This is a genomic window from Gilliamella sp. X-23 (genome assembly GCF_057063545.1).
The window spans coordinates 22,647-37,401 of the sequence record NZ_JBXSQG010000008.1 but is presented as its reverse complement, the minus strand read 5'-3'; the positions used below and the strand labels follow the sequence as shown (position 1 = coordinate 37,401).

Genomic DNA, 14,755 nt, shown 5'->3' with positions numbered 1-14,755 from the left:
TGTTTATTTAAACTAAAACAGGGCTATCGCCCTGCTTTTCGTTTATTCTATTTTAAATTAAGTCTTGCATTTTTATTTGAGTTATAGGATAATCTTGCCCTCATTTAACTTAGGGGAGCTGTCTATTTATTAATAGCTATTATTAATAGAGGCGTTTGCACCCGAGCAAAGGAAACTAAAAATGGCAAAAAAAGTACAAGCTTACATCAAGTTGCAAGTTGCAGCTGGTGCAGCAAATCCTAGTCCACCAGTTGGTCCAGCTCTTGGTCAACACGGTGTTAATATCATGGAGTTCTGTAAAGCGTTTAATGCAAAAACAGAAAGCATGGAAAAAGGATTACCAATTCCTGTTGTAATTACAGTATATTCAGACCGTTCATTTACATTCGTAACTAAAACGCCTCCAGCTGCAGTTTTATTAAAGAAAGCTGCTAAAATCAAGTCTGGTTCTGGCGAACCTAACAAGAAAAAGGTAGGTAAAGTAACGAGTGCGCAAATTCGCGAAATCGCTGAATTAAAAGCTGCAGATATGAATGGTGCTACCATTGAAACGATGATGCGTTCTATTGAAGGAACAGCTCGTTCAATGGGCTTGGAAGTGGAGGGTTAATCAATGGCTAAATTATCTAAGAAAGCTAAACTTATCCGCGAAAAAGTGAATGCGACTAAGCAATATGAAATTAATGAAGCTATCGCTTTATTAAAAGAACTCGCTACCGCTAAATTTACAGAAAGTGTTGACGTTGCCGTTAATTTAGGTATCGATTCACGTAAATCAGACCAAAATGTTCGCGGTGCAATTGTACTTCCACATGGTACTGGACGTAGTGTACGCGTTGCTGTCTTTACTCAAGGGGCAAATGCAGAAGCAGCTAAAGAAGCAGGTGCTGAATTAGTAGGTATGGACGATCTTGCTGATCAAATCAAAAAAGGCGAAATGGATTTTGATGTTGTTATCGCATCACCTGACGCTATGCGTGTTGTTGGTCAATTAGGTCAAATTTTAGGACCACGTGGCTTAATGCCAAACCCTAAAGTTGGGACTGTTACCCCTAACGTTGCTGAAGCTGTAAAAAATGCTAAAGCAGGTCAGATTCGTTACCGTAATGATAAAAATGGTATTATCCATACAACTATCGGTAAAGCTGATTTTGATGCAGATAAGCTTAAAGAAAATTTAGAAGCATTACTTGTTGCGTTAAAACGTGCAAAACCAGCATCTTCTAAAGGTGTATTTGTTAAGAAAGTGAGTCTTTCTACTACAATGGGTGCTGGTGTTGCTATTGATCAAGCAACATTGAATGCAACGGTTTAATGATTTTTATCGTTAAACAAAGAAATCGGTTGGTGTCTGGCCTTAACCAGACCCCGTCCAAGACCGTAGGTGTAGTTGAAGTTTGACTACTTAATTTTCCTACGTAGACGGTGACAGAACCTGATAAGATATATATAGAAGGATTCTGCTCATCGTGGTTGTGCTAGTTACATTTGTAGCTAGTGAAAATTAGTCTAGGCTTTTGCCTAGTATAATCCAGGAGCAATACCAATGGCACTAAATCTTCAAAATAAACAAGAAATTGTTGCTGAAGTTAATGAAATCGCCAAAGGTGCGCTATCTGCAGTTGTTGCTGATTCTCGTGGCGTAACTGTAGAAAAAATGACTGCATTACGTAAATCTGCTCGTGAAGCGGGTGTTTATATGCGTGTTGTTCGCAATACGCTATTACGCCGTGTTGTTGAGGGTACTCAATACGAGTGTTTAAAAGATACGTTTGTTGGTCCTACTCTAATTGCATTTTCAAATGAGCACCCAGGTGCTGCAGCGCGTCTCTTTAAGGCGTTTGCGAAAGAAAATGACAAATTTGAGATTAAAGCCGCAGCCTTTGAAGGTGAGTTAATTACTGCAGCGAACATTGATCGCCTAGCAACATTACCTACTTATGAAGAAGCATTAGCTCGCTTGATGTCAACCATGAAAGAAGCCGCAGCTGGCAAATTGGTTCGTACTCTTGCAGCGGTTCGCGATCAAAAAGAAGCTGCTTAATTGGCAGTTTGATTGTGAATTTTATCAATTAAAAAAATGTAAATTTGGGAAACTATATTATGTCTATCACTAAAGAACAAATTTTAGATGCAGTTGCTGAAATGTCTGTTATGGATGTTGTTGAACTTGTATCAATGATGGAAGAAAAATTTGGCGTTTCTGCAGCCGCAGCAGTTGCAGTTGCAGCAGCAGGTCCAGCTGAAGCAGCAGAAGAAAAAACTGAATTTGATGTAATCTTAAAAGATGTTGGCGCTAATAAAGTCGCTGTTATCAAAGCAGTTCGTGGTGCAACAGGTTTAGGCTTAAAAGAAGCTAAAGATCTTGTTGAATCAGCTCCAGCAACAGTTAAAGAAGGCGTTAGCAAAGCTGATGCTGAAGAACTTAAAAAAGCGCTTGAAGAATCAGGTGCAGTTGTTGAACTTAAATAAGTTTATCAACAACGCGGCAAATGGCTGGGGGTTTTATACCTCCAGCCTTTTTGCGCTATAACAAGTTAAAGAATTTTATTTGAAGATTATCAATAAAAGTAATAAAGAGATAGTATATTTATTAAGCCTAATCAATTGATATTTATAGATATTTTCGATGAGGTGTCAGGTGTTATCAATTAGTGGTAGTATTCCTGATGAATATTTAATCATGCTAAAATAGCAGATAAGCAAGTTGAGGAACTAATGGTTTACTCTTATACCGAGAAAAAACGAATTCGTAAGAATTTTGGTAAGCGTCCACAAGTCTTGGATATACCGTATCTTCTTTCTATTCAACTTGATTCGTTCCAGAAATTTATTGAGCAAGATCCAGAAGGACAATATGGCTTAGAAGCTGCATTCCGTTCAATATTTCCGATAAAAAGTTATAGTGGTAACGCTGAGTTACAATATGTGAGCTTTAAGATGGGCGAACCTGTGTTTGATGTTAAAGAATGTCAAATCAGAGGGATCACTTACTCAGCACCGTTGCGCGTAAAATTACGTTTAGTTATTTATGATAAAGATGCGCCAGAAGGAACAGTTAAAGATATTAAAGAGCAAGATGTCTACATGGGCGAAATCCCTTTAATGACGGACAATGGTACATTTGTGATTAATGGCACAGAGCGTGTAATCGTATCACAATTACATCGTAGTCCTGGTGTGTTCTTTGATAGTGATAAAGGTAAAACACACTCTTCTGGTAAAGTTTTATATAATGCTCGAATTATTCCTTATCGTGGCTCTTGGCTTGATTTTGAATTTGATCCAAAAGATAATCTTTTTGCTCGTATAGACCGTCGTCGTAAACTTCCAGCAACAATTATTTTGCGTGCGTTAGGTTATGAAACAGAAGAAATTTTAGATATCTTCTTTGAAAAAACTGTTTTTGAAGTTAGCAAATCTAAGTTAAAGATGGATCTTGTTCCAGAGCGTTTACGTGGTGATACAGCACTATTTGATATTGAATCAAAAGGTAAAATTTATGCTGAAAAAGGCCGACGTATTACCGCTCGTCACATTCGTGAATTAGAAAAAGATAAAGTTAGCAAAATTGATGTACCAGTTGAATATATCGTTAATAAAGTTCTGGCTAAAAATTATATTGACGAAGAAACAGGAGAGGTAATTGCTTTTGCCAATACACCGATCTCATTAGAGCTATTACTTCAATTAACCAATGCTGGATATAAAAAAATAGAAACTTTATTCACTAATGATTTAGATCATGGTGCATTTATTTCTGAAACATTAAATGTCGATTCAACTCGTGATCGACTAGGTGCGTTAGTTGAAATTTATCGCATGATGCGTCCGGGCGAACCACCAACAAAAGAAGCCGCTGAAGGACTATTTGATAATTTATTCTTCTCTGACGAACGTTATGATTTATCCGCTGTTGGGCGTATGAAGTTTAACCGTTCTTTAGGGCGTGATGATATTGAAGGCGAAAGCGTTTTAACGAAAGATGATATTGTTGACGTAATGAAGAAATTAATCGCTATTCGTAACGGTCACGGTGAAGTTGATGATATCGACCATTTAGGTAATCGTCGTATTCGTAGTGTTGGCGAAATGGCAGAAAACCAATTCCGTATTGGTTTAGTTCGTGTTGAACGAGCTGTGAAAGAGCGCTTATCTTTAGGTGATCTTGATTCACTAATGCCACAAGATATGATTAATGCTAAACCAATTTCAGCAGCGATTCGTGAATTTTTTGGTTCAAGTCAGCTATCTCAATTTATGGATCAAAACAACCCATTATCTGAAATTACCCATAAACGTCGTATTTCAGCATTAGGTCCAGGTGGTTTAACGCGTGAACGAGCAGGGTTCGAAGTACGTGACGTACATCCAACGCATTATGGTCGTGTATGTCCAATCGAAACGCCTGAAGGCCCAAATATCGGTTTAATTAACTCATTAGCGGTTTATGCTCGTACCAATGAGTATGGATTTTTAGAAACACCATACCGTCGAGTGATTGATGGTGTCGTAACTGACGAAATTAATTATTTATCAGCAATTGATGAAAGTGAATTTGTGATTGCTCAGGCAAACTCAAACCTTGATGAAGATGGTCGTTTTAAAGAAGACTTAGTGACTTGTCGCTTAAACGGTGAGTCCGGCTTATATAGTCCAGAACAAGTTCATTATATGGACGTATCAACCCAACAAATCGTATCAGTTGGTGCATCATTAATTCCATTCCTTGAACATGATGATGCGAACCGTGCCTTAATGGGTGCGAACATGCAACGTCAGGCAGTACCAACGTTGAAAGCGGAAAAACCGTTTGTTGGAACCGGGATGGAGCGTGCTGTTGCGGTTGACTCAGGTGTAACAGCTGTTGCTCGCCGTGGTGGTACAGTTCAATATGTTGATGCATCACGTATAGTGGTTAATGTTAACGCTGATGAAATATATGCTGGTGAAACTGGTATTGATATTTATAACTTAACTAAATATACCCGTTCTAACCAAAACACTTGTATCAATCAAATTCCATGTGTGGAATTAGGCGAAAAAGTTGAACGTGGCGATGTTCTTGCCGATGGTCCATCAACTGACTTAGGTGAATTGGCATTAGGTCAAAATATGCGAGTGGCTTTCATGCCATGGAATGGTTACAACTTTGAGGATTCTATTTTAGTTTCTGAAAAAGTGGTACAAGATGACCGTTTTACATCAATTCATATTCAAGAATTATCTTGTATTTCTCGTGATACGAAGTTAGGTGCAGAAGAGATTACGGCGGATATTCCAAATGTTGGTGAAGCTGCATTATCTAAACTTGATGAATCAGGTATTGTTTATATCGGTGCTGAAGTTCAAGGTGGCGATATTCTGGTCGGTAAAGTAACTCCTAAAGGTGAAACACAATTAACGCCAGAAGAAAAATTGCTGCGTGCAATTTTTGGTGAAAAAGCATCTGATGTTAAAGATACTTCATTGCGCGTACCGAATGGTGTTTCAGGTACAGTTATTGATGTTCAAGTGTTTACTCGTGATGGTGTACAAAAAGATAAACGTGCGCTTGAAATCGAAGAGATGCAACTTAAACAGGCAAGAAAAGATTTAACTGAAGAACTTAAAATCTTAGAAGCTGCATTGTTTGCTCGTATCCGTGATGTACTAATTTCGGGTGGAATCAAAGCTGATAAATTAGATGCTTTACCACGTGAAAAATGGTTAACAATCGGTATTGCAAATGAAGATAAACAAGCTCAATTAGAACAGCTTGCTGAACAGCACGAAGAAATCAAAGCTGAATTTAATAAAAAACTTGAAGCTAAACGCATGAAGATCACACAAGGTGATGATTTACAACCGGGTGTGCTCAAAATTGTTAAAGTTTACTTAGCGGTCAAACGTCAAATTCAGCCAGGTGATAAGATGGCTGGTCGTCATGGTAACAAAGGGGTTATCTCTAAAATTAACCCAATTGAAGATATGCCATATGATGACAAAGGTCGTCCTGTTGATATCGTATTAAATCCACTAGGTGTTCCGTCTCGTATGAATATTGGACAGATCCTAGAAACTCACTTGGGTATGGCTGCTAAGGGTATTGGTCAGAAGATTGATGCGATGTTAAAAGAACAGCAGGAGTTAGCTAAATTACGTGAGTTTATTCAAAAAGCTTATGATCTTGGTTTAGGCGCTGCACAAAAAGTTAATGTAGCAGAATTCACCGACCAAGAAGTCATGAATTTGGCGCAAAACTTGCGTAATGGTATGCCACTAGCAACACCTGTGTTTGATGGTGCTAAAGAGCAAGAAATTAAAGCCTTACTAGAGCTGGGTGATTTACCAACTTCAGGTCAAATTACGTTGTATGATGGTCGTACAGGTGAACAATTTGAACGTCCAGTTACTGTAGGTTATATGTATATGCTTAAATTGAATCACTTAGTTGATGATAAAATGCATGCTCGCTCTACTGGTTCATACAGTCTGGTTACTCAACAACCATTGGGCGGTAAAGCTCAATTTGGTGGTCAACGTTTTGGTGAGATGGAAGTATGGGCACTTGAAGCATATGGTGCAGCTTATACCTTACAAGAAATGTTAACCGTTAAATCAGATGACGTAAACGGCCGTACTAAGATGTATAAAAATATTGTAGATGGTGATCATCGTATGGAGCCTGCGATCCCAGAATCATTTAATGTACTATTAAAAGAGATCCGTTCGTTAGGTATTAATATCGAGTTAGATGAAGAATAATTTTTGCTAACTTAAATGATTTCTATTTATAGGGATAACTTATTAGCAATAATAAGTTATCTAATTGGTTTAACTCCATAGGAGTCAATTGTGAAAGACTTACTAAAGTTTCTAAAAGCACAAACAAAAACAGAAGATTTTGATGCTATCAAGATAGGCCTTGCTTCTCCTGATATGATTCGTTCATGGTCTTTTGGTGAAGTTAAAAAACCTGAAACAATTAATTATCGTACGTTCAAACCTGAGCGCGATGGATTGTTTTGTGCGCGTATTTTTGGACCAGTAAAAGATTATGAATGTTTATGTGGAAAATATAAACGTTTAAAACACCGCGGTGTAATTTGTGAAAAATGTGGAGTTGAAGTAACTCAAGCTAAAGTACGTCGTGAACGTATGGGACACATTGAACTAGCATCACCAACTGCCCATATTTGGTTTTTAAAATCATTACCATCTCGTATCGGTTTATTACTTGATATGCCTCTTCGCGATATTGAACGAGTGCTTTACTTTGAATCATTTATGGTTCTTGATGGTGGTATGACGAACCTTGAACGTGGTCAGATTTTAACTGAAGAACAATATTTAGATGCGTTAGAAGAGTTTGGTGACGAATTTGATGCTCGCATGGGGGCAGAAGCTATCCAAGAGTTATTACGTAATATTGATGTGCAAGCAGAATGTGAAGCACTACGTGATGAACTCGCTACCACTAATTCTGAAACTAAGCGTAAAAAGCTGACCAAACGTATTAAGATTATTGAAGCATTTATTCAATCAGAAAATAAACCTGAATGGATGATTCTGAACGTATTACCTGTGTTGCCACCAGATTTACGCCCATTGGTTCCACTTGATGGCGGACGTTTTGCAACATCAGATCTTAATGATCTTTATCGCCGAGTTATTAATCGTAATAACCGTTTAAAACGTTTATTAGACTTGGCTGCACCAGATATCATTGTACGTAATGAAAAACGTATGTTACAAGAATCTGTCGATGCGTTATTAGATAATGGTCGTCGTGGTCGTGCGATTACTGGTTCAAACAAACGTCCATTGAAGTCACTTGCTGATATGATTAAAGGTAAGCAAGGTCGTTTCCGTCAAAACTTATTAGGTAAACGTGTTGACTATTCTGGTCGTTCTGTAATTACTGTAGGTCCATACTTACATTTGCATCAGTGTGGTTTACCGAAGAAGATGGCTCTTGAATTATTCAAACCATTTATTTACGGTAAATTAGAGCGTCGCGGTTATGCAACAACCATTAAAGCAGCGAAGAAAATGGTTGAGCGTGAAGATGCAATTGTATGGGATATCTTAGATGAAGTTATCCGCGAACATCCAGTATTACTAAACCGTGCACCAACATTGCATAGATTAGGTATTCAAGCATTTGAACCGATTCTAATTGAAGGTAAAGCCATTCAATTACACCCATTAGTTTGTGCGGCGTTTAATGCTGACTTCGATGGTGACCAGATGGCGGTTCACGTTCCATTAACGTTAGAAGCACAATTAGAAGCTCGTGCGTTAATGATGTCAACCAACAATATTCTTTCACCGGCAAGTGGTGAGCCTATCATCGTTCCTTCACAGGACGTGGTTTTAGGTCTTTACTATATGACTCGTGATAAAGTCAATGCCAAAGGTGAAGGCATGATATTAACCGGTCCTAAAGAAGCTGAAAAGCTATATCGTTTAGGTCTAGTTGAATTACATGCTAAGGTTAAAGTCCGTATTACTGAAAGCCAACGTAATAGTGTAGGTGAGTGGGAAGATACCACCTCGGTGGTTGATACAACAGTTGGTCGTGCAATTTTATGGTTAATTATGCCAAAAGGGATGAGCTTCTCTGTTATCAATCAACCTTTGGGTAAAAAAGCGATCTCTAAAATTTTAAATATCTGTTATCGCCAATTAGGCATGAAAGATACGGTTATTTTAGCTGACCAAATCATGTACACTGGTTTTGCTTATGCGGCGCGTTCAGGTGTATCAGTTGGTATTGATGATATGGAAATTCCAGCGAAGAAATCACAAATCATCAACGAAGCTGAAATTGAAGTCGCTGAAATTCAAGAGCAATTCCAATCTGGTTTAGTAACTGCAGGTGAACGTTATAACAAAGTTATCGATATTTGGGCTGCCGCTAACGAACGCGTTGCTAAAGCGATGATGGATAACTTATCAACTGAAAAAGTAATTAACCGCGAAGGCGAAGAAGAAGTTCAATCTTCTTTCAATAGCATTTACATGATGGCCGACTCAGGTGCGCGTGGTTCTGCAGCACAGATTCGTCAGCTGGCTGGTATGCGTGGCTTGATGGCAAAACCAGATGGTTCGATTATCGAAACACCTATCACTGCGAACTTCCGTGAAGGATTAAACGTACTTCAATACTTTATCTCTACGCATGGTGCGCGTAAAGGTCTTGCGGATACTGCATTAAAAACAGCGAACTCAGGTTATTTAACTCGACGTTTAGTTGATGTGGCACAAGATTTAGTGGTGATTGAAGATGACTGTGGCACCTTAGAAGGCGTGGTGATGACACCTGTTATTGAAGGCGGTGATGTTAAAGAGCCACTTCGTGAACGAGTATTAGGTCGAGTCACAGCTGAAGATGTATTAAAACCTGGTAGTGCAGATATCTTAATTCCACGTAACACATTGCTTGATGAAAGTAAATGTGACTTACTTGAAGCAGAATCTGTTGATAGTGTTAAAGTGCGTTCAGTGGTTTCTTGTGATACTGATTTTGGTGTGTGTGCAAAATGTTATGGTCGTGACTTAGCACGCGGTCACTTGGTCAATAAAGGTGAAGCAATCGGTGTTATTGCGGCGCAATCAATTGGTGAGCCAGGTACACAGTTAACCATGCGTACGTTCCACATTGGTGGTGCGGCATCGCGAGCGGCTGCTGAATCAAGTGTTCAAGTTAAAAACAAAGGTAGCATTAAATTAACTAATGCTAAATTTGTAACTAACCCAGACAAGAAACTGGTAATTACCTCACGTAATGCTGAATTAACCATTATTGATGACTTAGGTCGAATGAAAGAAACCTACAAAGTGCCTTATGGTTCGATTTTAAGTAAAGGTAATGGTGTTTCGGTTGATGCCGGTGAAACAGTGGCTAACTGGGATCCACATACTATGCCAGTTATCTCTGAAACTAAAGGTTTTGTTCGTTTTGTGGATATGGTTGATGGTCAAACTATTACTCGTCAAACTGATGAATTAACTGGTTTATCATCTATTGCAATATTAGATGTAGCAGAACGTACTGGTGTAGGTAAAGATTTACGTCCAGCTATCAAAATTGTTGATGCTAAAGGTGATGATATCTATCTTGCTGGTACAGAAATGCTTGCGCAATACTTTTTACCTGGTAAAGCACTAGTACAGTTAGAAGATGGCGCTGAAATCAATATTGGTGATACACTTGCTCGTATTCCACAAGCATCTGTTGGTACCAAAGATATCACCGGTGGTTTACCTCGGGTTGCTGATTTATTTGAAGCACGTAAGCCAAAAGAACCGGCTATCTTGGCTGAAATTGACGGTATCATTTCATTCGGTAAAGAGACAAAAGGTAAACGTCGCTTAATTATCACGCCATTAGATGGTAGTGAACCATATGAAGAGATGATTCCAAAATGGCGTCAACTTAACGTATTTGAAGGCGAACAAGTTGGCCGTGGTGATGTGATTTCTGATGGTCCTGAATCTGCGCATGATATTTTACGTCTACGTGGCGTTAATGCGGTAACTCGATATATTGTTAACGAAGTTCAAGAAGTTTATCGTCTACAAGGTGTAAAAATTAACGATAAACACATTGAAGTTATCGTACGCCAAATGTTACGTAAAGCAACGGTTATTCATCCGGGTGGCTCTCGTCTACTTGAAGGTGAACAACTTGAAGTTTCACGCTTGAAGATTATCAACCGTGAACTTGAAGCGCAAAATAAAGAACCAATTGTTTACTTACACGATTTACTTGGTATTACTAAAGCATCATTAACGACTGAATCGTTTATTTCTGCCGCTTCGTTCCAAGAAACAACGCGCGTCTTAACTGAAGCAGCAGTAGCAGGCAAAAATGACGAATTACGTGGCTTAAAAGAAAACGTAATTGTTGGTCGATTAATTCCAGCTGGTACGGGTTATGCTTACCATAAAGAACGTTTACGTAAACGTGCAATGCCATCAACTGATGAGATTCAAACAACAATTTCAGCGGAAGAAGCAACCGCTAATTTAGCTGAATTGTTAAATTCTGCTGAAGAGAATCAATAGTCTCATTCGGTTTAATATACAAATAGCACGCATGGCGTGCTATTTTTTTATGTCATGTTATAAAACTATAAAAGGAGATCGGTATGTATATTGTAATGAACCGTTTTAAAATTAAACGGGGTAGCGAAGATACATTTATTGAAATATGGCGAAATCGTGATAGCCATCTGAAAGAAATGAAAGGGTTTAACCGTTTTTACTTTTTACAAGGAAAAACAGAAGAAAATTATACACTATTTTCTTCATTTACTGAGTGGCAATCTAAAGCTGATTTTGAAGCTTGGGTTAATTCTGAACACTTTAAACATACCCACCGTAATACGAATAACCGACCAAATAACAGTGATATTTATTTTGAGTCGGCACAATTAGAGTGTTTTGACGTTATATTATAATAAATTCAGATCTCAAGTTTGACATAAATGCAAAAAAGATAATTTAGCTATTTATCATTTATTCAGTCAGTCCAACAAAGTTTTGTGAGCAATAATAAATTGATTTGGACGCCGATATGACAATAACAAAGGTACCTAAAATCTAGCAGTAAACGTCGGATTTATTATATAACTAGTTGATTTTATTTAAAGTGCAAAAAATAAAAACTTCAATAAAATCAATACCTTTCCTGACTGATTTTTAGTTAATAAAATATAGCCAAGCACAAGTGTGTAAAGGTTTTTATATTCCTTGACAGGAACATTCCCCTTTTCTTAAACTGTTCGTAAAATAAACAACAATTTCAGGCGTACGGATGAAAATCAAATCGTTATTAATCATTGTAGTGTTAGTTGTTATTGGGGCGTTTATCTATTTTACAAGTTACAATGGCATCCAAACAAAGGACGAAAAGGTGGTGGCCGCATGGTCTGAAGTACTCAATCAATACAAGCGTAGAGCTGATTTAGTCCCTAATTTAGTCAATACCGTAAAAGGTTATACCACACATGAAAAAGAAGTTTTAATCCAAGTAACTGAAGCTAGAGCAAAAGTCGGATCGATTCAGATTAATGCTGATCAGCTAACTAACCCTGCTACATTCTCAAAATTCCAACAAGCACAATCAGAATTGAGTTCAGCATTAAGTCGCTTAATCGCAGTAAGTGAAAACTATCCAGAACTGAAAGCCAACACCCTTTATCAAGATTTAATGAGTCAGCTTGAAGGTACTGAAAATCGCATTACTGTTGCGCGCGGGCGATATATCGAAGCGGTGCAAACATTTAATATCTATATCCGTAAGTTACCGACTAAATGGATTGCTGATAGCTTAGGAAAACAACCAAAACAGCAATTTACGGTTGATGATGAAAAGCAAATGTCTAATCCTCCCGCAGTGAATTTTGGATAATTATTATCGTGAAAAAATATTTTCTATGTAGCATATTGTTCATAATTAGTTGGCTCAGTTATGGGCTAACTGATATTCCCGCATTCAAACATCGAGTGATTGACACGACTAATACATTAACATCGTCACAATTAAGCACACTTGAAGCAAATTTGAGTGATTATGAAAAATCACAGACAGACGGGAAACAAATAGCGGTTTTAATGATCGCTAAGCTTGATAATGAAACCATAGAACAATATGCAGATAGAGTCTTTATTCAATGGAAAATCGGTGAAAAAGGACAAGATAATGGTATCTTATTACTAATAGTAAAAGATGACAAACGTATGCGCATTGAAGTTGGTTATGGATTTGAAGGAACCATTACCGATTTAGTTGCTAGCCATATTATTCGCGAACAATTAGCTCCACAGTTTCAGAAAAATAACTATTATCAAGGTATTGACAATGCATTGTTGGTACTGAAACAAAAAATTGATAATTCTAACCCAAAAGATGATGATACTCAGGGCCAAAATCTCAATACTTTATTGGCGGGGGACTTTGGTTCCAAACTAATTAACTATGGACTAGTATCATTTTTTATCTGTTTCTTACTAACCAGTCTATTTATCACCAAAGTCAGTGCCAAACGAAGTTTAGGAACAGGTTTACTCAACGGACTGTCTATTGGTGGATTTACTTTATGGCAAGGTTACCCAGTACATATCGCATTACCTCTGTTATTTTTAGCTTTCGTTGTCAGCACCATGATAAGCGGCATTTTAACTGCTAGAGGTGGCGGTGGTGGCAGTAACCGCCGTGGTGGGGGCGGTTTTGGTGGGTCTGGTGGTGGCTTCGGTGGAGGATCTGGTGGCTTTAGCGGTGGCGGAGGCGGCCGCAGCGGAGGTGGGGGGGCATCCGGTAGTTGGTAATACAATTAATCCTATCACAACATCTAGTTAAATATTAACGACTAAAAAACACTCAGAAAAGTTATTGATTTTATTTGAATTTTTGTTGATTTTTAGAGCTTTTAATTAAAGGATAAATAGATTTTCCCAGTCAATCTTAGGCTAGGCGTGCTTTTAAGTGGAAAGCTAACTTTAGCTTATTTTATGATCTAAATCACAAAATTGAACATAAATTAAATTTGTAAATTATTAATTTAAGAATAACAAAGCCTGTCTATTACTGCACTTTCCTATCTTTATAACAAATTTCCTGTTGTTGATGGAAAAAGTCTCTATCCAAATTGATTCTCATTTCATTTAGGCTTAAATCATCCTAAAACAATAATATGTACATAGATTATGAACCAAATAAAATTCCGAATGATCGAAGATAATCTTGATCCAGAATTAGTTACAAATCAAACTATTGAAATAATTAATGATTGGTTATCTGAATGTCAAATTTTTCAAAATGATATCCAAAAGGCGATGTTGTATTCCCACGTTAAAGCTATGGTGGAAAGAGCAAAAAACTTAGAAAGGCTTCCCGAAGTCGATCCAACACTTTTTGGTGAGCTTTCAGAAGAATCATTATCGTTAGCACGTAGAACGGTACAATTATTCAATAAATTACCAATGGAAGAGGCTTATTTATTAGCGGTGCATTATGAAGTCGCTAAGGCAAACTAAAACAAATACTAGACATTCTAAAATGAAAATTAAATAGGAGAAATATTATGGCTGAAGTAGTCATTGTTATTGGCGATAGAATGGGAAAAGGGCAAAAAATTGCAGAAGGTATTAATTCTGTAGAGGGGTGTCGTGCAATTGTCATTCCCGGTATGGCTGCAGATATGAAATTAGGCGATGTAATGAACAGCGAAAAGGCTGATTTAGGACTTTCTTTTTGCGGTAGTGGTGGAGCAGGTGCTATTACGGCACAAAATAAATATGGCTACCTACAACGCCATGGTATGCGATCAATTGAAGAGGGCGAAACAGCTATCAATGAAGGATGTAAAGTTCTCGGTTTTGGCTTTATGGACACAAAAGAGCTAGGACAACGTATCGCAAAAGCATTTTTGAAAAAATATCCACGTTCATAAGCGGAAAATCAGCATGAAAAAAGAGCAGATACTTGTCAGAGTAAAAGGTCATGGTAATGCTAAGCAACAAGCATTTGCTATCGCTTTAAGTCAGGTTCAAAAACAAGTATTGAAAAATACCAATAATATTATGTTGCGCATTGAACCGATTGATGTTCAAGTTGTATCAGCAGTAGAAAAGACAACCATAGAGCGTTTTTTGTTTGTTTTTTTACCAAGAAAAAAGACTTTTTATGAAATCACGCTTGATGTATCTGTTAATGTAACTTTTGTTGATTTAAGTGACATTGAATTTACCACTAAATAACATA

The 14,755-nt window shown here is 37.6% G+C and carries 12 protein-coding genes; all 12 read left to right on the top strand.

Translation table 11 applies throughout. The annotated features are described in order from the left end of the window. Positions 1–181: 181 nt before the first annotated feature. Positions 182–610: a 50S ribosomal protein L11 gene (rplK, locus tag ACYH9I_RS06880; protein WP_034884321.1), complete on the top strand. Its 429-nt coding sequence runs from the start codon at positions 182–184 to the stop codon at positions 608–610. A gap of 3 nt (positions 611–613) precedes the next feature. After that, entirely contained in the window at positions 614–1,315 is a 702-nt protein-coding gene (gene rplA / locus ACYH9I_RS06875) for a 50S ribosomal protein L1 (RefSeq protein ID WP_065638974.1), read from the top strand. Positions 1,316–1,546: 231 nt separating this feature from the next. Further along, a complete protein-coding gene (gene rplJ / locus ACYH9I_RS06870) occupies positions 1,547–2,044 on the top strand; it encodes a 50S ribosomal protein L10 (RefSeq protein ID WP_065635705.1) in 498 nt (165 codons plus the stop codon). Positions 2,045–2,103: 59 nt separating this feature from the next. Continuing rightward, positions 2,104–2,472, top strand: a complete 369-nt coding sequence (gene rplL / locus ACYH9I_RS06865; RefSeq protein ID WP_085247025.1) for a 50S ribosomal protein L7/L12 — start codon at positions 2,104–2,106, stop codon at positions 2,470–2,472. A 246-nt stretch (positions 2,473–2,718) separates the two neighbouring features. Then, positions 2,719–6,747, top strand: a complete 4,029-nt coding sequence (rpoB, locus tag ACYH9I_RS06860; protein WP_483559868.1) for a DNA-directed RNA polymerase subunit beta — start codon at positions 2,719–2,721, stop codon at positions 6,745–6,747. Between the two features lie 90 nt (positions 6,748–6,837). Further along, positions 6,838–11,055, top strand: coding sequence for a DNA-directed RNA polymerase subunit beta' (gene rpoC / locus ACYH9I_RS06855; RefSeq protein WP_483559866.1), 4,218 nt, complete (start codon positions 6,838–6,840; stop codon positions 11,053–11,055). 83 nt (positions 11,056–11,138) lie between these two features. Then, positions 11,139–11,450 (top strand): antibiotic biosynthesis monooxygenase family protein, encoded by a 312-nt coding sequence (locus ACYH9I_RS06850; protein WP_085247022.1) that lies wholly within the window; start codon positions 11,139–11,141, stop codon positions 11,448–11,450. A 356-nt stretch (positions 11,451–11,806) separates the two neighbouring features. Further along, entirely contained in the window at positions 11,807–12,403 is a 597-nt protein-coding gene (locus ACYH9I_RS06845) for a LemA family protein (protein ID WP_085247021.1), read from the top strand. 8 nt (positions 12,404–12,411) lie between these two features. Next, positions 12,412–13,320: a TPM domain-containing protein gene (locus ACYH9I_RS06840; protein ID WP_483559864.1), complete on the top strand. Its 909-nt coding sequence runs from the start codon at positions 12,412–12,414 to the stop codon at positions 13,318–13,320. A 378-nt stretch (positions 13,321–13,698) separates the two neighbouring features. Next, positions 13,699–14,028: a transcriptional antiterminator gene (locus ACYH9I_RS06835; protein WP_483559862.1), complete on the top strand. Its 330-nt coding sequence runs from the start codon at positions 13,699–13,701 to the stop codon at positions 14,026–14,028. A gap of 47 nt (positions 14,029–14,075) precedes the next feature. Continuing rightward, positions 14,076–14,444, top strand: a complete 369-nt coding sequence (locus tag ACYH9I_RS06830; protein ID WP_160403972.1) for an SFCGS family glycine-rich protein — start codon at positions 14,076–14,078, stop codon at positions 14,442–14,444. Between the two features lie 13 nt (positions 14,445–14,457). After that, entirely contained in the window at positions 14,458–14,751 is a 294-nt protein-coding gene (locus ACYH9I_RS06825) for a DUF4312 family protein (RefSeq protein ID WP_483559860.1), read from the top strand. Positions 14,752–14,755 lie beyond the last annotated feature (4 nt).

Excerpts from the sequence above, each read along its gene's own strand:
- rplK (WP_034884321.1), top strand. The coding sequence starts at position 182 with ATGGCAAAAAAAGTACAAGCTTACATCAAGTTGCAAGTTGCAGCTGGT.
- rplA (WP_065638974.1), top strand. The coding sequence starts at position 614 with ATGGCTAAATTATCTAAGAAAGCTAAACTTATCCGCGAAAAAGTGAAT.
- rplJ (WP_065635705.1), top strand. The coding sequence starts at position 1,547 with ATGGCACTAAATCTTCAAAATAAACAAGAAATTGTTGCTGAAGTTAAT.
- rplL (WP_085247025.1), top strand. The coding sequence starts at position 2,104 with ATGTCTATCACTAAAGAACAAATTTTAGATGCAGTTGCTGAAATGTCT.
- rpoB (WP_483559868.1), top strand. The coding sequence starts at position 2,719 with ATGGTTTACTCTTATACCGAGAAAAAACGAATTCGTAAGAATTTTGGT.
- ACYH9I_RS06850 (WP_085247022.1), top strand. The coding sequence starts at position 11,139 with ATGTATATTGTAATGAACCGTTTTAAAATTAAACGGGGTAGCGAAGAT.
- ACYH9I_RS06845 (WP_085247021.1), top strand. The coding sequence starts at position 11,807 with ATGAAAATCAAATCGTTATTAATCATTGTAGTGTTAGTTGTTATTGGG.
- ACYH9I_RS06835 (WP_483559862.1), top strand. The coding sequence starts at position 13,699 with ATGAACCAAATAAAATTCCGAATGATCGAAGATAATCTTGATCCAGAA.
- ACYH9I_RS06830 (WP_160403972.1), top strand. The coding sequence starts at position 14,076 with ATGGCTGAAGTAGTCATTGTTATTGGCGATAGAATGGGAAAAGGGCAA.
- ACYH9I_RS06825 (WP_483559860.1), top strand. The coding sequence starts at position 14,458 with ATGAAAAAAGAGCAGATACTTGTCAGAGTAAAAGGTCATGGTAATGCT.